12 protein-coding genes, 1 tRNA gene and 1 pseudogene are annotated in these 22,457 nt (G+C 70.0%); 8 read left to right on the top strand and 6 right to left on the bottom strand.

Annotation, left to right across the window (positions count from 1 at the left end; translation table 11 throughout):
* The 7 genes from MFF24_RS27090 to MFF24_RS27060 all read left to right on the top strand — a co-directional run.
* Positions 1–604, top strand: a 604-nt coding sequence (locus MFF24_RS27090; RefSeq protein ID WP_283214558.1) for a transketolase C-terminal domain-containing protein, incomplete at its 5' end; no start/stop codon positions are given.
* Between the two features lie 174 nt (positions 605–778).
* A complete protein-coding gene (gene hpnA, locus MFF24_RS27085) occupies positions 779–1,804 on the top strand; it encodes a hopanoid-associated sugar epimerase (RefSeq protein ID WP_108939873.1) in 1,026 nt (341 codons plus the stop codon).
* Positions 1,801–2,694, top strand: a complete 894-nt coding sequence (gene hpnC, locus MFF24_RS27080) for a squalene synthase HpnC (RefSeq protein WP_238229002.1) — start codon at positions 1,801–1,803, stop codon at positions 2,692–2,694. The genes hpnA and hpnC overlap by 4 nt, the downstream gene beginning before the upstream one ends.
* Positions 2,691–3,539 (top strand): presqualene diphosphate synthase HpnD, encoded by an 849-nt coding sequence (hpnD, locus tag MFF24_RS27075; RefSeq protein WP_238229001.1) that lies wholly within the window; start codon positions 2,691–2,693, stop codon positions 3,537–3,539. Before hpnC ends, hpnD begins: the two co-directional genes overlap by 4 nt.
* Positions 3,539–4,840, top strand: a complete 1,302-nt coding sequence (gene hpnE / locus MFF24_RS27070; protein ID WP_133088200.1) for a hydroxysqualene dehydroxylase HpnE — start codon at positions 3,539–3,541, stop codon at positions 4,838–4,840. The genes hpnD and hpnE overlap by 1 nt, the downstream gene beginning before the upstream one ends.
* A gap of 44 nt (positions 4,841–4,884) precedes the next feature.
* A complete protein-coding gene (gene shc / locus MFF24_RS27065; RefSeq protein ID WP_238229000.1) occupies positions 4,885–6,888 on the top strand; it encodes a squalene--hopene cyclase in 2,004 nt (667 codons plus the stop codon).
* A gap of 103 nt (positions 6,889–6,991) precedes the next feature.
* A complete protein-coding gene (locus tag MFF24_RS27060; protein ID WP_238228999.1) occupies positions 6,992–7,660 on the top strand; it encodes a polyamine aminopropyltransferase in 669 nt (222 codons plus the stop codon).
* Positions 7,661–7,805: 145 nt separating this feature from the next.
* Here MFF24_RS27060 and MFF24_RS27055 read toward each other — a convergent pair whose 3' ends face one another.
* The 5 genes from MFF24_RS27055 to MFF24_RS27035 form a co-directional block, all read right to left on the bottom strand.
* Positions 7,806–9,176 (bottom strand): aminotransferase class I/II-fold pyridoxal phosphate-dependent enzyme, encoded by a 1,371-nt coding sequence (locus MFF24_RS27055; protein ID WP_238228998.1) that lies wholly within the window; start codon positions 9,174–9,176, stop codon positions 7,806–7,808.
* Positions 9,173–16,588, bottom strand: coding sequence for a type I polyketide synthase (locus MFF24_RS27050; protein ID WP_238228997.1), 7,416 nt, complete (start codon positions 16,586–16,588; stop codon positions 9,173–9,175). The genes MFF24_RS27055 and MFF24_RS27050 overlap by 4 nt, the downstream gene beginning before the upstream one ends.
* 518 nt (positions 16,589–17,106) lie before the next feature.
* The gene (locus tag MFF24_RS27045; RefSeq protein ID WP_238228996.1) at positions 17,107–18,411 is read right to left on the bottom strand and encodes a UDP-glucose dehydrogenase family protein; all 1,305 of its coding nucleotides are present in this window, start codon (positions 18,409–18,411) and stop codon (positions 17,107–17,109) included.
* 110 nt (positions 18,412–18,521) lie between these two features.
* Positions 18,522–20,675 (bottom strand): glycosyltransferase family 2 protein, encoded by a 2,154-nt coding sequence (locus MFF24_RS27040; RefSeq protein ID WP_238228995.1) that lies wholly within the window; start codon positions 20,673–20,675, stop codon positions 18,522–18,524.
* A 6-nt stretch (positions 20,676–20,681) separates the two neighbouring features.
* The gene (locus MFF24_RS27035; RefSeq protein ID WP_238228994.1) at positions 20,682–21,728 is read right to left on the bottom strand and encodes a hypothetical protein; all 1,047 of its coding nucleotides are present in this window, start codon (positions 21,726–21,728) and stop codon (positions 20,682–20,684) included.
* Between the two features lie 215 nt (positions 21,729–21,943).
* Here MFF24_RS27035 and MFF24_RS27030 point away from each other — a divergent pair.
* Positions 21,944–22,018, top strand: a tRNA-Val gene (locus tag MFF24_RS27030).
* Between the two features lie 183 nt (positions 22,019–22,201).
* On the opposite strand, the pseudogene MFF24_RS27025 reads toward MFF24_RS27030, so the two are convergent.
* Positions 22,202–22,457 (bottom strand): annotated as a pseudogene (locus MFF24_RS27025) (oxalate/formate MFS antiporter); the annotation flags it as partial.

Raw genomic sequence — 22,457 nt, 5'->3', positions numbered from 1 at the left:
GAACATGACGGTGATGGCGGCCGCCGACGAGGCGGAGCTGGTGCACATGGTGGCGACCTGCCACGCGCACGATTCGGGCCCGATCGCCCTGCGCTACCCGCGCGGCGAGGGCGTCGGCGTCGAACTGCCGGAGAAGGGTGAGCCGCTCGCCATCGGCCGCGGCCGTGTGGTGCGGCGTCCGGAGGGCGCGCGGGTGGCGCTGCTGTCTCTGGGCACGCGCCTGTCGGAGGCCCTGAAGGCGGCCGATGCGCTGGAGGCGGAGGGTGTTGCGGCGACGGTGGCCGATGCGCGCTTTGCCAAGCCGCTGGACGCGGAGCTGATCGTGGATCTGGCCATGCACCACGAGGTTCTGGTGACGGTGGAGGAGGGCTCGGTCGGCGGCTTCGGCGCGATGGTGCTGCACCTGCTGGCGGAGCGGGGCGTTCTGGATGCGGGCCGGGTCCGGGTGCGGACGTTGACGCTGCCGGACCTGTACCAGGACCACGACAAGCCGGAGAAGATGTACGCCGAGGCCGGGCTTGACGCCGAGGGCATCCTCAAGGCCGTGCGCGCCGCTCTGCCGGAGCAGAAGGGCAGCCGGGCCGGGCGCCTGCGTCTGGCCTGATCAGCCGGGGCGTCGACGGACGAGAACGGCGCGGTGCTTGCCGCACCGCGTCATCAGTGAGACAAGCGCCGCGCCGTCCGGCCCGAAATCGGGTGCGTCGACGGAGCGGCGCGTCCGCTCGCCTGCTGGTCCTGTGACCGGAAGGCGGGATCACCCGTGAATCACGCGAGCACGATGACAGAGCCGACCCAAAGCGGCCCGTTCCCGGCGGGGCCGGTGCTGATCACCGGTGCCAGCGGCTTCCTCGGCGCCGCCCTGGTCGACGTCTTCCGCGCGGCCGGCTTCACCGTGCGCATCACCGTGCGCGCCTCCTCGCCGCGCACGAATCTGATCTGGCCCGATGTCGAGATCGTCGAGGCCGACATGCGCGACCGCGCGGCGGTGGCGAGCGCCATGCGCGGCCAGCGCTACCTCGTCCACGCCGCGGCCGATTACCGGCTCTGGGCGCCGGACATGGAGGAGATCGTCCGGACCAACCGCGACGGCACGCGCATCCTGATGGAGGAGGCGCTCAAGGCCGGCGTCGAGCGAATCGTTTACACGTCGAGCGTCGCGACCATCAAACCGCATGACGACGGCACGCCTGCCGACGAGACCCGGCCGCTGACGCCGGAGACCGCCATCGGCGCCTACAAGCGCAGCAAGGTGGTAGCCGAACGCGTGGTCGATGAGATGGTGGCCCGGGACGGCCTGCCCGCCGTGATCGTGAACCCCTCGACGCCGATCGGCCCCCGCGACGTGAAGCCGACGCCGACCGGCCGCATCATCCTCGACGCGGCCCAAGGAAAGATCCCGGCCTTCGTCGATACCGGCCTCAACCTCGCCCATGTCGACGACGTGGCCGCCGGCCATCTCCTGGCCCTGCGCAAGGGCCGGGTCGGGGAGCACTACATTCTCGGCGGCGAGGACGTGATGCTGGCGACGATGCTCGCCGACATCGCGGCCATCGTCGGCCGCAAGGCGCCGACGACGCGGCTGCCCTACGCCGTGATCTACCCGATCGCCTTCATCTCGGAGCAGATCGCGCGGGTGACCGGCAAGGCGCCGCTCGCCACCATCGACGGCGTGCGCATGTCGAAGTACCGGATGTTCTTCTCCGACGCCAAGGCACGGGCGGAACTCGGCTATTCCGCGCGGCCCTACCGCCAGGGCTTGGAGGATGCGATTCGCTGGTTCCGTCAGGCGGGGTACATGAAATGAGCGCCGCGCTGCAGACCGCCACCGATGCGCGCACCGGCAAGGGAGAGCGCGACGAGAACTTTCCCGTCGCCTCGCACCTGATCCACCCGCGTAACCGCGGCGCGATCCTCGCCTTCTACAACTACGTGCGGGCCGGCGACGACGTCGCCGACCACACCGGGCTGGCGCCTGAGCACAAGATCGAGATGCTCGACGCGCTCGCCGACGCGCTCACCGGCAAGGGTGGCTCCGACCCCTCGGTCGAACCGTTGAAGCGCGAACTCGCGGCGCATAAGCTGCCGCCGACCCACGCGCTCGAATTGCTCGACGCCTTCCGGATGGATGCGCGCAAGTCTCGTTACGAGAATTGGGACGAGCTGATCCACTATTGTCGCTACTCGGCGATGCCGGTCGGGCGCTTCGTGCTCGATGTGCACGGTGAGGATCCGTCGCGGGTCTACAAAACTTCGGATGCGATCTGCGCCGCGCTGCAGGTGCTCAATCACCTCCAGGATTGCGGCAAGGATTTTCGGAGTCTCGACCGGGTCTACATCCCCCTCGACGTGATGCGGCGGCACGGTGCCGACGTGTCGATGCTGGGCGCCGACCGCGCCGCGCCGGAACTCCACGCCGTGATCCGCGAACTCGCCGAGCGCACCCTGGTGCTGCTGGAGGAGGGCGCGCCGCTGCCGAACCAAATCGACGACTTCCGCCTGAGCCTGGAGATCGCCGCGATCCACCGGCTCGCCGTCGTCCTGACCAAGGGCCTGCTGACCCGCGATCCCCTCTCGGAGAAGGTCCATCACGGCAAGGCCGCCTTCGCGCTCACCGCGCTCGGCGGCATCGCCGCCACTTTGGTGCGCCGCCCGTTCCGGTCGCGCGCGTCCCGTCCCGCCGGAGCCGGCCGATGAGCGCCACCGCCAGCCCGATTTCGGAGACCGCTGAGGCGCCGGCCCTGCCGGCCGCCGGTTCGTCGTTCTACACGGCGATGCGCCTGCTCCCCAAGGAGCGGCGCGAGGCGATGTATGCCGTCTACGCCTTCTGCCGCTCGGTCGACGATGTGGCCGACGATGGCGGCCCGCGCGAGGTCCGCGCGGCCGAGCTCGACCGCTGGCGGGCCGATATCGACGCGCTCTACGCCGGCAACCCGCCGCCGCGGGTGAAACCGCTGGAAGAGCCGATGCGCCGGTTCGGGCTCAAGCGCGAGGATTTCCAGGCGGTCATCGACGGCATGGCGATGGATGCGGAGGAGGACATCGTCGCCCCTTCGGAGGCCAAGCTCGACCTCTATTGCGACCGTGTCGCGAGCGCCGTTGGGCGGCTCTCGGTGCGCATCTTCGGCATGCCGGAGCAGGATGGCATCCGGCTCGCGTGGCACCAGGGCCGGGCGCTGCAGCTCACTAATATCCTGCGCGACATCGACGAGGATGCGGAGCGCGGGCGCCTTTATCTGCCGATGGAGAAATTCCACAAGATCGGGCTGATGACCCCGACGCCGCAGAGCGCACTGGCGCATCCGCGCCTCGGTGAGGTCTGCGCGGCGGTCGCCGCCGAGGCGGAGGAGCATTACCGCCAGACCTGGGCGATCATCGAGCGCAGCCCGCGGCAGGCCACCAAGGCGGCTCGCTTGATGGCGGCGGCCTACCGGCTCTATCTCGACGCCGTGGTGAAACGCGGCTGGGCGGCCCCGCGGGCGCGGGTGAAGCCGGGCAAGCTCGCCCTCCTCCTCGTCGCCCTGCGCCACGGGATTGTGTGATGACCGGTACGGTTCACGTCGTCGGCGCGGGACTCGCCGGACTTTCGGCGGCCGTCTCCCTGGCGGAGGCGGGCAGCCGCGTCGTGCTGCATGAGGCGGCCAAGCAGGCGGGCGGTCGCTGCCGCTCCTACTACGACCCCTCGCTCGGGCTGACCATCGACAACGGCAACCACCTGCTCCTGTCGGGCAACCGCTCGTCGCTCGACTTCCTGCGCCTGATCGGGGCGCCGGACGATGCGCTCACCGGCCCCGACGAGGCGGCCTTCCCCTTCGCAGACCTCCGCACCGGCGAGCGCTGGACCCTGCGCCCGAACGAGGGCCGCCTGCCCTGGTGGGTGCTGCGGGCGGGCCGGCGCGTGCCGGGCACGCGGGCGCGGGATTATCTCGCCCCGGTGTCCCTGATGATGGCCGCCTCCGGTAACAAGCCGGGCCAGAGCGGCACGATCGGTGAGAAGATGTCCTGCGAGGGTCCGCTCTACGAGCGGCTCTGGCACCCGGTCCTGGTCGCCGCCCTCAACACCGATCCGCGCGACAGCGATGTCGGGCTCGCCGCCACCATCCTGCGCGAGACGCTGGGCGCCGGCGGGCGCGCCTGCCGTCCGCTCATCGCGGTCGAGGGCCTGTCCACCGCCTTCGTCGATCCGGCCCTGCGCTACCTCGCGGAGCACGGCGCCGAGATCCGGTACGGCCGGCGCCTGCGGGCGATCGCCCTCGGCCAGAGCCGCGTCGAACGCCTCGATTTCACCGACGAGCCGGTCGTGGTCGGCCCCGACGACGCGGTCGTCCTGGCCCTGCCGCCGTGGGTGACGAGCGAACTCCTGCCCGGTACGCCGGCGCCGCAGGAATTCCGCTCCATCGTCAACGCGCATTTCGCCGTGCGCCCGCCGGAGGGCGCACCGCTGATCCTCGGCGTGGTCGGTGGCCTGACCGAGTGGCTGTTCGCCTATCCCGATCGGTTCTCGGTCACCATCAGCAATGCCGACCGGTTGCTGGAGGACGGCCGCGAGGATCTTGCGCGCCGGATCTGGGTTGAGATCGCGGAACTCAACGGACTTGCACGGGAATTGCCTAACTGGCAGATCGTCAAGGAGAAGCGGGCGACCTTCGCGGCGACGCCCGCTGAGGCCGCGCGTCGCCCCAGCGCGGCGACGCGCACCCGGAATCTGGTTCTGGCCGGCGATTGGACGGAGACGGGGCTGCCCTCGACCATCGAGGGGGCGATCCGATCCGGGACGAATGCCGCGCAAGCCCTGTTCCGCACCGGCATGTGCGGACGGGCACAGGCACAGGGAGTCGCTTGAAGGATATGACGACGGCACCGAGACAGGCGAGCGAGGCAAGAACGATGCGTGAGGCGGCCGCGAACAAGGTCGAGACGCTGCAGCGTCCCAAGACCCGCGACGTGTCTCTCGACGATGTCGAGCGCGGCGTCCAGAGCGCCACACGCGCGCTCACCGAGATGACCCAGGCCGACGGCCACATCTGCTTCGAGCTTGAGGCGGATGCGACCATCCCCTCCGAGTACATCCTGTTCCACCAGTTCCGTGGGACCGAGCCGCGCGACGGGCTCGAGGCCAAGATCGGCAACTACCTGCGCCGCACCCAGTCCAAGGTGCATGGCGGCTGGTCGCTGGTGCATGACGGCCCGTTCGACATGAGCGCGTCGGTGAAGGCCTATTTCGCCCTCAAGATGATCGGCGACGACATCGAGGCGCCGCACATGCGCGCGGTGCGCAAGGCGATTCTCCAGCGGGGCGGTGCGGCCAACGCCAACGTCTTCACCCGCATCCTGCTCGCCCTCTACGGCGAAGTGCCGTGGACCGCGGTGCCGGTGATGCCGGTGGAGGTGATGCACCTGCCGAAGTGGTTCCCCTTCCACCTCGACAAGGTGTCCTACTGGGCCCGCTGCACCATGGTGCCGCTGTTCGTGATCCAGGCCAAGAAGCCGCGGGCCAAGAACCCGCGCGGCGTCGGCGTGGCCGAACTGTTCGTGACGCCGCCCGAGTCGGTGCGGACTTGGCCCGGCTCGCCCCACGCCACCTGGCCGTGGACGCCGATCTTCGGCGCCATCGACCGCGTGCTGCAGAAGACGCAGGACCATTTCCCGAAGGTGCCGCGCCAGCGCGCCATCGACAAGGCGGTGGCCTGGGTCTCCGAGCGCCTGAACGGCGAGGACGGACTCGGCGCCATCTTCCCGTCGATGGTCAACTCGGTGCTGATGTACGAGGTGCTCGGCTATCCGCCCGACCACCCGCAGGTGAAGATCGCGCTGGAAGCCATCGAGAAGCTCGTCGCCGAGAAGGATGACGAGGCCTATGTCCAGCCCTGCCTCTCGCCGGTCTGGGACACGGCGCTGACCAGCCACGCCATGCTGGAGGCCGGCGGCGCCCAGGCCGAGGCCAATGCCCGCGCCGGTCTCGATTGGCTGAAGCCCCTGCAGATCCTCGATATCAAGGGCGACTGGGCCGAGACCAAGCCGAACGTGCGCCCCGGCGGCTGGGCCTTCCAGTACGCCAACCCGCACTATCCCGACCTCGACGACACCGCCGTGGTGGTGATGGCGATGGATCGCGCCCAGCGTCAGCACGGTCTGGTCAGTGGGATGCCGGACTACTCGACCTCGATCGCCCGCGCCCGCGAATGGGTCGAGGGGCTGCAGAGCGCCGATGGCGGCTGGGCGGCGTTCGACGCCGACAACAACCACCACTACCTCAACCACATCCCGTTCTCGGATCACGGCGCGCTGCTCGATCCGCCGACCGCGGACGTGACCGCCCGCGTCGTCTCGATGCTGTCGCAGCTCGGTGAAACCCGCGAGACCAGCCGGGCGCTCGACCGCGGCGTGACCTACCTGCTCAACGACCAGGAGAAGGACGGGAGCTGGTACGGCCGCTGGGGCATGAACTTCATCTACGGCACGTGGTCGGTGCTCTGCGCGCTGAACGCCGCCGGCGTCGATCCGCAATCGCCGGAGATCCGCAAGGCGGTGGCGTGGCTGATCCGCATCCAGAACCCGGATGGCGGCTGGGGTGAGGACGCTTCCTCCTACAAGCTCAACCCCGAATTCGAGCCGGGCTACTCGACGGCCTCGCAGACGGCCTGGGCGCTGCTCGCCCTCATGGCGGTCGGTGAGGTGGACGACCCGGCGGTCGCCCGCGGCGTCAACTACCTGATGCGCACGCAAGGGACGGACGGGCTGTGGAGCGAGGAGCGCTACACGGCCACCGGCTTCCCGCGGGTGTTCTATCTCCGCTACCACGGCTACCCGAAGTTCTTCCCGCTCTGGGCGATGGCCCGCTTCCGCAACCTGAAGAAGGGCAACAGCCGGCAGGTTCAGTTCGGGATGTAGTTTTTGGGCGTTCGTCCCAACCATGAGATCGGCGGCGCGGGAGCATCCCGCGCCGTTTTCGTTTGTACCGAAGCACCACCCTGACGAACCCGCGAGACCGCCCTTGATCCCCTGGGAGCACCTCGACACCGCCCCGATCCCCGGCGAGGCCGGCACGTTGCGCCTGATGCGCCGCGGCACCGAGTTCTCGATTCAGCTCGACCGCAACGAGCTCATGAACAGCCGCCTCAGCGGATCCGAGGAGGCGCTGGCGCGGCTCTCGGCCGAGCGCATCGCCGGGTTGACGGCGCCGCGGGTGCTGATCGGCGGCTACGGGATGGGCTTCACCCTGCGCGCGGCGCTGAGCGTACTGCCGCCGACGGCCCAGGTGACCGTGGCCGAGATCGTCCCGGCGGTGCTGGCCTGGGCGCGCGGACCGATGGAGGCGCTGACCGGCGGAAGCCTCGACGATCCGCGCGTGACGATCCGCGAGGCCGATGTCGCCGCGGTGATCCGCGCGCAGCCGGGCGCCTGGGATGCGATTCTGCTCGACGTGGATAACGGCCCCGACGGCCTCACCCGCAGCGCCAATGACCGCCTCTACGACGCGGCCGGCCTCGGTGCCGCCCGCGCGGCCCTGCGCCCCCGCGGCGTGCTGGCGGTGTGGTCGGCCCATCCCGATGCGGCCTTCACCCGGCGGCTTGGACAGGCGGGGTTTTCCGTGGAGGAAGTCGGCACCCGGGCGCGCGGCAAGCGCGGGGCGCGGCACGTCATCTGGCTAGCGGGGCGCTGATCGCCGATCCCAATCTCGACCTCATCCTGAGGTGCCCGCGTCAGCGGGCCTCGAAGGATCCTCCAGGGATTGCGCGGGATATGGAGGATCCTTCGAGGCCGCCGCTGCGCGCCGGCACCTCAGGATGAGGGGATGGGTGGGAGCCTCACGCCCCCCGGCGGGCCATCAGCTGCTCGATCAGAGTCGCGCCGGTCTCCAGCGCGGACAGCTCTTCCGCCACCGTGGCCACCGTCTGGGCGATCTGCTCCGGTGTGTGCTCGGAGGTCATGAAGAAGCGCAGGCGCGAGGAGCGCTCCGGCACCGCCGGGTGGATGATCGGCTGCACGTTGATGCCGCGCTTGAACAGGCGGTCGGAGAGCGTCACGGCTTTGAGCGAATCGCCGACGATGATCGGGATCACCGCGAGCCCGAGGCTCGAACCGGTGTTCAGCCCGTGCTTCTTGGCCAGCGCCAGGAACTGGTTGCCGTTGCGGCGCAGCCGCTCCACCCGCTCCGGCTCGGCCTGCATCACCGTCAGTGCGGCCTCGGCCGCGGCGGCCAGCGGTGGCGACATGCCGACGCTGTAGACGAAGCCGCCCGCGGTGCATTTCAGGTACTCGATCAGCGCCGAGGGACCGCAGATGTAGCCGCCGCAGGAGGACAGCGTCTTCGACAGCGTGCCCATCCAGATATCGACGTCACCTGCCTCGACCCCGCAATGCTCGTGCAGGCCGGCGCCGGTGCGGCCGAGAACGCCGAGCCCGTGGGCGTCGTCCACCATCAGCCAGCAATCGTAGCGGCGCTTCAGCTCGACGAAGGCGGCCAGATCCGGCGCGTCGCCGTCCATGCTGTAGAGGCCCTCGATCACGATCAGCGCGCGGCGGTGCTCGTGCCGGGTCGCCTCTAGCAGCTTTTCGAGGGCGGCCGGGTCGTTGTGGGCGAAGGAGCGGCGCTGCGCCCCGGAGAGCTGCGCGCCCGTCACCACGCTGTTGTGGATCAGCGCGTCGTGGAAGATCACGTCCGGCGCTTCGAGAATCGCGCCGATGGCGGTGACGTTGGTGGCGTGTCCGCTCACCAGAACCACGCAGGCATCCGTGCGGTAATGGGCGGCGAGCGCCCGCTCCAGCTTGAGATGTCCCGGCCGCTCGCCCGCCACGATCCGGCTCGCGGACGCCGAGGTCCCGAAGGCCTCGATCGCCTTACGTGCCGCACCGCTCACCGCGGGGTGCCCGTTGAGGCCGAGGTAATCGTAGGACGAGTAGTTGGAGTAGGTTTGGCCCTCGATGCGGGTGTTGGCGCCCGCGCGGGTCTCGTGCACCCGGAAAAACGGGTTGCCGAGGCCGATCAGGTCGGCGGCCGAGCGCTGCAGGCGCAGCTCCCGGTAGCCGGTCAGCTTCTCGAAATCCTGGGCCGATTCGTTGGCCGGCGGTGCCTTGATCTCGGTGGAGGCGGGCCGCGCGTTGGTGCGGCCGAGCCGGTTGGTGACGAAGCTCGCGAGCGCGGCCCGGCCGTCCTGCGGGCGTGACGGCTGGGTCATGGCAAGATCTCTTTGATGTCCGCGACGTTCTTCTCGACGAGTTCGTTGAACGGCGCCAGCGTGGCGGCGTCGAGGTCGCCGACATGCTTCGAGGCGAGGGTCAGGGTCACGCCCGCCGCCTCATCCACCGGTGTCGCCACCGCCTGGATCAGGGTGTCGGTCAACTCATTGACGGTGAGCCCCGAGGAGATGCCGGCCGGCGGTGCGTCGAGAGCGAAGCGCTCCTGCAGGCTCGCCCCCAGCTCCACGCCCATCAGCGAATCGAGGCCGATCTCGGAGAGCTGGCGCACGCGGCTGATGTCGTCCTTCGGCAGGCGCAGGATGCGGGCGATGTCCTCGACAATGGCGTCGGAGACGGTCTTGCGGACCGAATCGATGTCCTGGGATCGCAGCAATGCGCCGATATTGATCGCCGCCACCGTGCCGGATTCGGCCTGCTGATCGCCGCCGAGGCTGGCGTAGCTCGGTGAGCGCAGGGTGGCGAGACGCTCGCGCGCCTTGCCCCAATGCATCGCGGCGATCGCGACCACACCCTCGTCACTCGTCGTGCCCTGAACCTCCAGCGACTCGGCCATCAGGTCGAGGCAGAGGCGGGCGTCCATCGGCGTGACACCGACACGGGAGGCGAGCGTCTCCATCACCGCCTTGTTGCGGGCGAGCACGCCGACATCGCCGATGGCACCCCAGGCGACCGCGAGCGCCGGCAGGCCGAGGCGGCGGCGCTGGCGGGCCAGGCCCTCCATGAAGCCGTTGGCGGCGACATACGAGCCCTGGCCGGGATTGCCGATGAAGGTCGTGGCTGAGGAGAACAGCACGAAGTAGTCGAGCTTTCGCCCGCGCGTCGCGGCATCGAGATGCTGTGCCCCGATGACCTTGGGTGCAATCACCGCTTCCAGGGTCTCCGGCTCGATTGCGTTGATCAGGCCGTCCTGGAGCACCATGGCGCCGTGGATCACGCCCGCGAGCTTGCTGCCCGCCGTCTCGATGCCATCGATCAGCTTCTCGACCGCCCGGCGACTGGTGATGTCGCAGGCCCTGGTCTCGATGCTCACGCCGCGCGCGGCGAGTTCGGCAATGACCGCGCGGCCCTCTTCGTTCGGCTTGCCCGAGCGGCCGACGAGCACGATGCGCTTCGCGCCGCGGTCAGCCAGCCAGCGCGCCGCCTCGATGCCGAAGCCGCCGAGGCCGCCGGTGACGAGGTGAACACCCTTCTCGGAGACCGTGAAGGCGTTGCGCCGGACCCGCGCCACGGAGCCGGGTACCGGGGGCGTGACGACGATCTTACCGACATGCCCCGATTGCTGCATCAGGCGGAAGGCATCCGAAGTCTCGTCGGCGGCGAACGGCTGGTAGGGCAGGGGACGCAGGCCCCCCTCCGCGAACAGCGCCATCACCTCGCGGAACATCCGCGCGCCGTCTTCGCCCTGGTGCTGGAGCACCTGATCGAGATCGACGCCGAAATAGGACAGGTTCCGGCGGAACGGCCGCAGGCCGATATGGGTGTTGGCAACGTAGTCGCGCTTGCCCAGTTCGACGAAGCGCCCGAACGGCCGCAGGCAGTTGAGCGAGCGCTCCATCATCTCGCCGAACAGCGAGTTGAGCACCACGTCGACCCCATCGCCCGTGATGCGGCGGACATCGTCCACGAAGGCGAGCGAGCGCGAATCGAGCACGTGCTCGGCGCCGAGCGCTTCGACCAGCGCCCGCTTCTCCCGCGAGCCGGCGGTGGCGATGACCCGCGCGCCCTTCCATTTGGCGATCTGGAGCGCGGCCAGTCCCACGCCGCCCGCGCCGCCATGGACCAGCAGCCACTCGCCCTTGCGCAGTCGGGCGCAGGTGCAGAGCGCGTAGTAGGCGGTGAGGAAGGCGACCGGCACGGTCGCCGCCGCGGCCGGGTCGAGGCCCGCCGGCATCGGCGCGACGACCATTTCGGGCACCACGACGTGGGTGGCGAAACCGGATTGCGCGAAGGCGACGACCGAATCACCCACGGCGAAGTCCACCACGCCGGCACCGATGGCGGTGACGCGGCCGGAGACTTCGAGACCGAGGCGCGGGCCGGCGAAGCCGTCCTCCAGGATCTCCTCCGGGAGCATCGAGAGCGCCCAGAGAACGTCACGGAAGTTGAGGCCGGTGGCGGCCACCGCGATCTCGACCTCGCCGGGACCGGGGGCGGCGCGCTCGGCCGGGCCCCAGACCATCTCGTTGAGACCGCCGGTGTTGGAGCGCTCCAGCCGCGCGGCCGGAGCCGCCTCGCCGCCCGCACGCGCGGCCCGGCCGGGATGGAAGCGCACGACGCGGGTGGCGTCGGCGTCGAGCACGATCTCGGTCTCGTCGGTGCCCGACAGGATCAGGGCGCGCAGCCGCTCGGCCGCGTCCTTCGAGGACAGGGCCGGTGCGAGGTCGATCCGGCGCACGTCGAGGTTGGCCGCTTCGTTGGCGAGCGTCCGGCTGAAGGCCCAGACGCCGGCCTCGACCGCGGCCGCCTCGCCGCCCGCGTCGCGGGTGGCGCCGGGGGCGACCACCCAGAGGCGGGTCTGACGGCTACCGAGATGCTCGGCGCAGCGCTTCAGGCTGAGGCAGCGGTCGCGCAGCCGCTTCGCCGCCTCGCCCTCGCCGGCGAAGGCGCCGGCCAGGAACACCACCGTGTCGGGGGTCTCACGCTCGAGTTCCATGAGCGATTGCTCGGAATCGAGGATGATCGAGACGTGGACGCCGCTCGCCACCAGAAGGGTCGCCAGGGACGAGGCGGTCTCGGCGCCAAACTCGTCGTCGGAGCCGACGACGAAGGCGAAGCTCTGGCCGTGGCCGAGGGCCGGACGGACCGGGGCCTCGGCCACCAGCAGCAGGTCGTCGCCGTTGGCCGAGATGGCGCGGTCGGCCGAGACCCGTACGAGGCCCGAGGCGCTCAAGGTGCGCTGCCAGCCCGTCACGTCGTCGAGGCGCGAGACCGGCATGCCGGCGACCGCCTGCTCGAACCAGTCCGGCGCGAGGCCGAAGACGAGGTCGCGGAACAGCGAGGCGCCGGGCTCGACCGCGACCAGCAGCCCACCCGAGGCAAGCGCCGCGGCGAGCTGACCCGGAAGGGTCTTGTCGGAGCGGTGGAGCACGTCGCTGGCGAGAACGAGGTCGAAGGACGCGGCGGGCAGGGCATCGGCGGCTTCCGTCACCGCGACCGAGCCGGGCAGGCCGAGGCGGGCACGCTCGGCCAGCCGCCGGTCGGTCTCCAGCACGGTCAGGCGGGCGTCAGACTCACGGGCGAGCGTGGCGGCGCGGGCCGAGAGCGGGCCGAAGCCGACTTGGAGAATGCGGAGAGCCCGGTCCGACGGCAGGCGCTCTTTCGCCTCCGCCACGATCTTGGCGACGACCTCGGCGGCGGCGCGCGCCGTGGCGCCGCGCAGGTGGAAGGCGTCGAGCGCGGCCGGGGGCAGGCTCGCCGCGGTGACGGCCTCGCCCGCCACGATGCGTCCGACCAGCGCGGTGGTGTCGGCGAGCAACACGAGTTCGGCGGCCAGTTCCGGATGGTCGGCCGCGATCCAGCGCATGGTCTCTTCGGGCGCCGGCAGGGTCACGTCGCGGCGCAGACGCCAGACACCCTTGTCCAGTGTCGCGAGGCCGCTGCTCTCCAGAGCGTAGAGGGCATTGGTGGCCCAGGCGTGCAGCCCTTCGGGCAGGCGGCCGTCGAGCACGACTCTGCCCTTCTCGGAGAGCCCTTCCGCCAGCCGGTAGGCGAGCGCCGTGGCCCAACCCTCCAGGAGCAGGTGGCCGGGTCCGAGATCCGCCGTATCCGGGGCGGTCACGGCGGCGAGGCTCGGCCGCAGGCGCTCGGCCACGCTTGGGCGCCGTTCCAGTGGCAGGGCGGTCGGCTCGGTGGCGCGCTCGACCCCTTGGGTGATGGCGTAGGCGTCGAGATCGCTGCCGCTGCGCGCGCGCAGGGCCTGGAAACGGCCTTCGCGGATCGTGGCGATCACCTCGCCCTCGGCATCGGTGAGGGTGAAGTCGGCCAGGATCGAGCGCTCGTTGCAGCGCCGGGTACGGATCTCGGCGCGGGCGATCGCGGCGCCGGGGCGCAGCAGGCGCACTTCGCCGAATCGCACCGGCACGTAGGCCTTGGTCGCACCCTCGCCCATCAACTCGGCGAAGAGCAGAATCAGGCCGTGGAAGCAGGAATCGAGGCGCGCCGGAACGAGGCCGTAGCGCTCGTCTGCCTCGGCCGAAATCAGTTCGGAGACGATGGTGGTGTCGTCGATGCGGGCCGAGGCTGCCACCTGGCGGAAGTTCTCGCCGAAGCCGAGACCGGAGGCGAGTGCCCGGCGGTAGAGTCCCTCGCCGGAAATCGCGTGCTCGGCCGGCACCGCGAGGTCGCGGCGGGCGGGTGCCGGGAAATCGCCCTCGATGATCTTGGCCGAGGCGTGGAGCTGCCACGGCGTCGGGGTCAGGCGGGGGCGGCTGAGGATCTGGATCTGATTGCCGGAGCCGGACAGGCGCACCAGCACCTCGCGCAGGGAATCCTCGGCGAAGACCATCGGCGAGAGGATCTCGACGTCGGCGAGCGTGACGGCGTCGGTGCGCAGCGCCTGGCGGGCGACGTGCAGCGCCATCTCGACGAAGGCGGCGCCGGGCAGGATCACCTGCCCGTCGATGCGGTGATCGTCGAGTTCGGGCACCAAGGCGGCATCGAGATGGCCGTGCCATTCGAGGCCGTCGGGCGCGAGCCGGTTGCCGGCGAGCGGATGGTAGGGCCGCGGCGCGGCGCCGGCGCCCTCGGTCGTCTCGGCGAGGCGGAACGGGCGGCGCTGCCAGGGGTAGAGCGGCAGGGCGACGATGCCGGCCGGATCGGCACCGAACAGGCGCGTCTCATCGACGGCCGCACCGGCGACGAGGGCGGCGGCCACCGCCTTGGCGATCGGATCCCCGCCAGCGGGCTTGCGGTGCATCACGCCGACCGAGGCGACCTCGATGGCCAGCGGCTCGATGGCGTCGCCAATATGCGGCAGCAGGGTCGCGCGCGGGCCGACCTCGACGAACACGCGGGCGCCCTGACGGGTCGCCTCCTGCAGCGCTTCGCAGAAGCGCACCGGCTCGCGGATGTTGCGCCACCAATAGCCGGCGCCGAACTGCGCGCCGGGCAGCACCGCGCCGGTCACGGTCGAGACCATGGCGGTGTGGCCGGCCGACGCCTTGAGCCCGTCGAGGTCGCGCAGAAGCGGACGCTCGGTCGGATCCATCAGGCGGCCGTGGAAGGGGTATTCGAGGTCGAGCTTGCGCCCGCGGCGGCGCTTGCGCGCCAGCGCCTTCATCGCGGCCTCGATATCGGCCTCGGGGCCGGCCACCGTGATCGCCTTGGGGCTGTTGTAGGCGGCGATGTCGAGGGTGGGATAATCGGCGAGGAACGCCTCCATCTCCTCGACCGGGCCGAGCAGCACCGCCATGGTGCCGAAGCCGCGGGTCGATTCCTGGTGCTTGCTGCGGAAGAAGATGACCCGCACCGCCTGTTCCAGGCTGAGGATGCCGGCCGCTTCCGCCGCGGCGATCTCGCCGACGCTGTGGCCGAGGACGTAGCGGGGCGCGAGGCCCTTGGCGCGGAGCGCCGCGGTCGAGGCGCTCTGGATCGCGAAGATCAGCGGCTGCGAGACGCGGGTGAGGGAGAGGCGCGCCTCGAGATCCTCGGAGAACATCGCCTCCTTCAGCGACCAGCCGGACAGCTTCTCGAAGAGCGTGTCGGTCTGATCGAAGCGGGCGCGGAAGGTCGCGCTCTCCTCGTAGGCCTCGCGGCCCATGCCCACCCACTGGCTGCCGTTGCCGGAATAGACGAAGGCGACCTCGGCCTGGCGCTCGACCGCGGTGCCGACGACGGCCGCCTCGGTCTCCTCGCCATCGGCGAGCGCGCGGAGGGCGGCCGGCACGTCGGTGCCGGGCGCGATCGGCAGGGCGAGGCGCGTCGAGAGGCGCTCGCGGCGGTGGAACGCGGCGGCCGCGACGCGGGCGGCGTCCTCCGGCGCGGCACCGTCGAGGCGGGCAGCATAGTCGAGGGCGAGGTCGTTCAGAGCGGCGCGGCTCTGGGCCGAGAGCAGCAGGATCTCCGGGGCGCGGTCGTCGTTCGCCACCGCGGCGACGGGAGCGGGGTCGGTCAGGACGACGTGGGCGTTGGTGCCGCCGAAGCCGAACGAGTTCACGCCGGCGAAGCGCTCGGCCTTGGTGCGGGCGAGTGCCAGCGGCGCGCGGTTGACCGCGAGCTTCAGGGCCTCGAACGGGATCTCGGGGTTCAGTTCGGGCGCGTGCAGCGAGGGCGGCAGCAGATCGTTCTCGAGCGCGAGGCTGGCCTTCAGGAGGCCCGCGAGGCCCGAGGTCGGCTCGGTATGGCCGATATTGGTCTTGATCGAGCCGATCGGCAGCGGTTCCCGCCGCGGCTTGCCGAGCTTCGAGCCGATGGCCCCGGCCTCGATCGGGTCGCCGACCGGCGTGCCGGTGCCGTGCGCCTCGACGAAGGCGATCTTATCGAGGTCGATCTCCGCCTCGCGGTAGACCTGCTCCAGCAGTGCCCCTTGCGCGTGGCCGGAGGGCAGCGAGATGCCGGTGGTGCGCCCATCCGAATTGACGCCGCTCGCCGCAATCACGCCGCGCACGGTCCGGCCGCTGCGGGCGGCGGCCTCGGCCGATTGCAGGAGCAGCACAACGCCGCCCTCGGCGCGCACGTAGCCGTCGGCACTCGACGAGAACGCCTGGCACAGGCCGGTGCGCGAGAGCATCTGCGCGTTGGAGAAGGAGATGAAGTTGAACGGGCTCGCCAGGATGTTGGCACCCGCCACCACGGCGGTGTCGACCTGACCCGCCTCGATCGCCTCGATCGCCGCGATCGCGGCGTTGAGCGCGACCAGCGAGGACGAGCAGGCGGTGTCGAGGGTGAAGCTCGGACCCTTCAGGTCGTAGATGTATGAGATGCGGTTTGAGATGATCGAGAGCGTGTTGCCGGTCGCCGCGTAGGCATCGCCCGAGGACGGATCGAGGATGCGCAGATTGCCGTAATCGAGGGCCGAGGCGCCGACGAACACGCCGATATGACTGCCGGCCACCGCGGAGGGGCGCAGACCCGCATCCTCGAACGCCTCCCAGGTCAGTTCCAGCAGCATGCGCTGCTGTGGGTCCATCTGTTCGGCCTCGCGCGGCGAGATGCCGAACACGCCCGGATCGAACGACCAGATGTCGTCGAGCACGCCCGCGGCCCAGGTGTAGCTCTTGCCGCGCTCCTGCGCCCGCGGATGGCCGAAGGCCTGAAGCGACCAGCGGTCCTCCGGGATGCGCGAGACGGCGCAGCGCCCTTCCGTGAGAAGCTGCCACAGCCCCTCGACGTTCTGAGCCCCGGGCAGGCGGCAGGCGCGGCCGACGATCGCGATGTTCTTGCGGTTTGTCACGTCGATCCGTTTACGCTCGTGAAGCAGGGACCGGGGGTCCGTTCGGCGTGGGCCTATGGCCCGCACCGCGAATGTCTCGTGAAACCTCGGCTTCTCCCCAGCGCCCTATGGAGGGCGGCCGACGACCGGAGGTTTGAAGAGGCACTCTTAATCTGACCGACAGGACCGTCCAACCCGCTTGGCTGCAACCTCTCCCTTAATCCAGAGAGATTGGGAGATTGTGTGGCACGTATTCATCAGTGAATCATTGATGGCCAAAAAGTGGCAAAAGGCCCAAAGCAACAAATATCAGTCGTCATTCTCAGGGCGGGGTCGAAAACTGACACCATTTCGACACCTGAGTGACGAGGTTACTGCGAATATTGCGTCAGGTTTTATAAAATCTTTTCCGCTCTCGTCTTGTGATCGATCTCGGCGGGAGCTGCCGCGTTGGTGCTCCTGTAAGTTGCGGCCCCTGACTCAACAGGTGAGGCGACTTCGAAAAGGGCGCCGAACCGGTGTCGGATTGGAATCCACAATTAGGCAATTCCGATGCCGGAATAGGCGAAGCCGTGCCGCTCGACCTCCGTGGGCGCGTAGACATTGCGCAGATCGACGAGGACGGGGGTGGCCATCAGCCCCTTCAGCCGGGCCAGATCGAGCGCCCGGAACGCGTTCCACTCGGTCACGATCACCAGCGCGTCCGCCCCTTCCGCGCAGCCATAGGCGTCCTCGGCGTACGCCACGCCCTGCAGCAGCGGCCGCGCCTGCTCCATCCCCTCGGGATCGTAGGCCACGATCCGCGCCCCCGCATCCTGAAGACCCGCGATGATCGATAGCGAGGGCGCGTCGCGCATGTCGTCGGTGTTCGGCTTGAACGTCAGGCCGAGCAAAGCCACCCGCTTGCCCCGCACCGAGCCGCCGCAGGCCGCGATCACCTTGCGCGCCATCGCCCGCTTGCGCTGGTCGTTGACCGCTACCACCGTCTCCACGATCCGCACCGGCGTGCCGTAATCCTGCGCCGTCTTCACCAGCGCCAGCGTGTCCTTCGGGAAGCACGAGCCGCCATAGCCCGGCCCCGCATGCAGGAACTTCGCGCCGATGCGGTTGTCGAGGCCGATGCCGCGGGCGACCTCCTGCACGTTGGCACCGACCTGCTCGCAGAGATCCGCGATCTCGTTGATGAAGGTGATCTTGGTGGCGAGGAAGGCGTTGGCGGCGTACTTGGTCAGCTCGGCCGTGCGCCGCCCGGTGAGCAGGATCGGCGCCTGGTTGAGGTAGAGCGGGCGGTAGACCTCCTGCATGACGGCGGCGGCGCGGGCATCCTCGGCGCCGATGACGATGCGATCAGGCCGCTTGAAGTCGCCGATGGCCGCACCCTCGCGCAGGAATTCGGGGTTGGAGGCGACGCCGACATCGAGGTCGGGGCGGGCCTCGCGCAGGATGCGCTCGACCTCGTCGCCGGTGCCGACGGGGACGGTCGATTTGGTGACGACCACGGCATAGCCGGTGAGCGCCTCGGCGATCTCGCGCGCTGCGGCGTAGACGTAGGAGAGGTCGGCAAAGCCGTCGCCGCGGCGCGACGGGGTGCCCACCGCGATGAACACGGCCTGGGCCTGCGCCACGGCGGGTCTGAGGTCTGTAGAGAATCCGAGGCGTCTGGCGCGGACGTTCTCGGCGACGAGGGCATCGAGGCCGGGTTCGTAGATCGGCATGCGGCCCTGGTTGAGGGCTTCGATCTTGTCGGGATCCTTGTCGATGCAGACGACCTCGTGGCCGAAATCGGCGAGGCAGGCGCCCGAGACGAGGCCGACATAGCCCGAGCCAATCATCGCGATGCGCATCGATGTCTCCGCCCGGCCGACCGGATCATGTCCGGCGTGTTGCAGTGCGGTGTGTAGCCCGGTTCGCGGCCGGCGCAAACCGCCGCCAACGCAACGGGTCCGCAGCTGGCCTACAGCCGGTAATGCGCCGCCGCGCGGGAAAAATTCGGGTTGTAGTAGGGATCGGCTCGCAGCACCGGCTCCCAGCGCTCGCGCATCACCCGTGATTCGGCCTCGAATCGGGCGCGCTTCTCCGGCGTGTCCTCGGCACCCCGGCTCTTCGACTCGTGGTGGACGAGGCGGGCATGCGGCGTCCAGACGATGCGGTAGCCGACCGCGCGGATCTTGAGGCACAGATCCACGTCGTTGAAGGCGACCGCTAGATGCGCGGCATCAAAGCCGCCGACTTCGGAGAAAACTTGCGCCCGCATCGCGAGGCAGGCGCCGGTCACCGCCGAGACCTCCTGCGACAGCCCCATCCGTCCGAAGTAGCCCGGCGCGTTGCCCGGCAGGCCGAGATGGCTATGGCCGGCGATCCCGCCGATCCCGAGGACGATGCCGCCATGCTGGATCGTACCGTCGGGGTAGAGGAGCTTGGCGCCGACGGCGCCGATCTCCGGGTCGCTGGCGATCGAGGCCAGTTCGGTGAGCCAGCTCGGCTCCAGCACCTCGATGTCGTTGTTGAGGAACAGCAGGATCGCACCCCGCGCCGCAACGGCCCCCCGGTTCGACAGATCCGAGAAGTTGAACGGGCCCGGCGCCGGCAGCACGCGCAGGCGCGGCTCGGCATTGTGGCGCGCGAACAGATCCCGCGTCGCCGGCTCGGTACTGCCGTTATCGACGACGATGACCTCAAGGGCCGGATAGTCGGTACGCGCGAACAAGCCGTCGAGGACGACGGCGAGCAGTTCCGCCCGGTCGCGGGTCGGGATGATGACCGAGACGAGCGGCGGCGGCTCCGGCAGGGGACGGATCAGCCGGTTGAAGCCCTGCGCTCCGCGCTCGGCGCGCGCGCCGCGCCGCGAGGCTACCTCGGCGAGCGCCCGCAGCCGCGCCGCCTCGGCCCGCGCGAGCGCCCGGTCGGAGAAGGTGCCGGAGCCGGCGGCCGCCCGCCAGTGATAGAGCACCTTGGGGATGTGGCGCACACGCTCCGCCGCGAGCCCCTCGGTGAGGCGCAGGAGCAGGTCGTGGTCCTGGCTGCCCTCGAAGCCGGGCCGCAGGCCGCCGAGCCGGCGCAGCGTCTGCGTGCGGACGACGCAGAGATGGTTCACGTAGTTCTGGGCCCACAGCAATTCGCGGTCGTAGCCCGACTTGAAATGCGGCTCGAAGCGGCGGCCGCGGGCATCGACCTTGTCCTCGTCGCTGTAGATCAGCTCCAATTCCGGATCGGCCCGGAGAGCGGCGGCCACCTCGAACAGGGCGTTCGGTGCGATGAGGTCGTCGTGGTCGAGGAAGGCGGTGTAGGCGCCGCCCGCAAGGCTCAGGGCGTCGTTGGTGGCGCGGGCGATGTGACCGTTCTCGGCCCGGCGCAGGGAGCGGATGCGCGGCTCCTCGGCGGCGTGGCGGGCGATCAGCCGCGGAATGCGCGGATCGGTGGAGGCGTCGTCGGCGATGCAGAGTTCCCAGGCCGGATAGAGCTGGCCACGCACCGAGCGGATCGCCGCCTCCAGCACCCGCGGATCGGGATCGTGCACCGGCATCAGCACGGAGATGAGCGGGGGCGCTTCCCAGCCCGCGATCTCGGCGCGGATGCGCGCGCGCTCCGCCGCCGTGATCCGGTCGAACCGGGCGATCCAGGCGGCGTAGCCGGTCTGGGCCCGGTGGGCGAGCGCTCGCGCGATCATCCCGCGGGCGCGGACCTTCAGGCCGAGGACGCGCCAGGTGACCGCCTGCGCGGTCAGGCCGGGCTGGCGGATGCCGGCCCGCGCGACAAGTCCGAGGCGCCCGCGGCGGCGGATCGTGACATTCTCAAGTCGGAAGGGGGAAGTCCGCGACAGGGCTGTCACGCGTAGCGCCGCAACGTCCGGCGGTAGCCGTCCGGTCCAGGCGAAGGCATCGCCGCCGAGCGGCTCCTCGGCGAGCGCCACGGTCTCGCCGCTGTCCGAGACCGCACTGAACAGGACGCGGGCGATGCCGCCGCTGCCGGCATCGCGCCACCGCATCGTGATCCAGGCGCCGCCGAGACCCGCGCCGACGAGATCGATGCGGGTCTCGGTTCCGTCCGTCCCCAGCACCGGCAGCGCCCGGCCCGCGAGTGTCGCGAGGGACTCGGCCTGCTCCGCCATCGCGCCTCAGATCTCCCAGTTCTTCGAGACGGAGGCCCGCACCGCGTCGCTGAGCACGGTGTCGTAGACGACCATGTCGCGTGCGAACCGCATGCCGCGTAGCAACTCGGCGAGTGCCAGCGTCTCGTTGGGGATCGGCAGGGGCAGCGGGAGCGGCGCCTCGATCCCGATATGGTGGAACACCGAGGCCATGAAGGCCTCGAAGTAGTCGCGGTGGCCGACGACGTCGATGCGCGACAGGACCTCGACCGCGATGATGGAGCTGCCCGGCATCAGCCGGTCCTCCGGCACGTGGGTGCTGAGCTGGCGAGTGAGGGGGTTGTAGAGCAGGTGATAGGCCGGCTCCGGCATCATCCGGAACAACCGCTTCAGGCTCTTCGCGTCGGTGAAATCGTAATCAAGGGTAAAGGCCGCGGCCTCGACGAGGTTGCCGAGGCGCCAGTGCTGCTCCGCGTTGGCGGCGATGCTCGCCCGCTCGCGCAGCCAGTACAGGCGGCTGGCCAGTTCCACGAAGGGATCGTGGACGAGCAGCATGGTGAGCGCGCCGCTCTGGACGAAGTGCCCCTCGTAGCGCGGGAAGATGATCGAGCCGGCCATCAGGCAGGAATCGAGCGTGACGGTGTCGAACATCGCCCGCAGGATCTCGTCCGGAAACCGGCCGATCCCGAAATAGGATTGCCGGAAATAGGGATACAGCGCGGTCTGGATCACCGTTTCCGGGCGGATATGCCCGTTGAGCAGGATGACCTTCTTGTCTGTCAGACCGTGGCGCGGCAGCCGCCGATAGACCAGCACGTTGGTGTCGACGTCGTAGATCTCGAGCCGCTCGATGCCTGCGAGCCCCGGTACGTCGGACTCGCGGATCTCGAAATGGCACTGGCCGGTCGCGTGCCAGCCGAACTTGACGAAGTTCTGGTCGGCATGGATCGCCGAGACCTCCGCCACCCGCTGCCCCTCGATGCAGACGGAGACCCGGCTGATCGCCTGCGGGTTGTCCGGCACCACCCAACCCCGGATCACGTCGCCCTCGTCGGACGATAGGAGAAACCGCATCCTTGCTTGCCGTCCTCGGTCCCGTGCCGGTCTGTGCGCGCAGTCTTAGCCGATTTTTGCCGCCCGCGTGCAATGGGGGGCGCGGTCGCGAGGGTGGCACCCCAGGGTTTCGACGCATGGCGTCAGATTCCGTCCACGCCCCGCTTGCGAAGCCCGCCGGCACCGGCTATAGCCGCGGCCTCGCAGGACGCCGGGGCCACCCGGACAGCCTGCCGGGGCGCGTAGCTCAGCGGGAGAGCACTACCTTGACATGGTAGGGGTCACAGGTTCGATCCCTGTCGCGCCCACCATCCCACCCCGATGGGATGGACGATGAGACCAAGGCTCCGGAAACGGGGCCTTTTTCTTTGCCCGATCGCGTACCGGCGCGCTTGACCGGCGTGCTGCGGAGATCCGTTCGAAACGAAAAAAGCCCCGCCGTTTCCGGCGGAGCTCTTGCTGTGGTCTCGCGGACTGCGCCGCGAGAACTTGGGTCAGGCGTGGGCGAGGGCCGCGTTCGGCACCGCCGCGTTGTTGGCGGCGTGGTGCTGCTTCAGCATCGGCCGCAGCACGGCGACAGCGAGGAAGGCGGCGATCAGGTCCATGGTGGCGACGGTGTAGAGCACCGACGACCAGGTACCCGTGGCCTGCATCAGCAGGTTGCCGACCGGCACGAACAGAGCGGCAAAGCCCTTGGCGCAGTAGAGGACGCCGTAGATCTTGCCGATGTGCTTCGAGCCGAAGGTGTCG

Source organism: Methylorubrum aminovorans (genome assembly GCF_022179725.1).
In the GTDB taxonomy this organism is placed as follows: Bacteria; Pseudomonadota; Alphaproteobacteria; order Rhizobiales; family Beijerinckiaceae; genus Methylobacterium; species Methylobacterium aminovorans.
The sequence above is the reverse complement of the archived record's forward strand: the minus strand, read 5'-3'. Positions and strand labels throughout refer to the sequence as shown.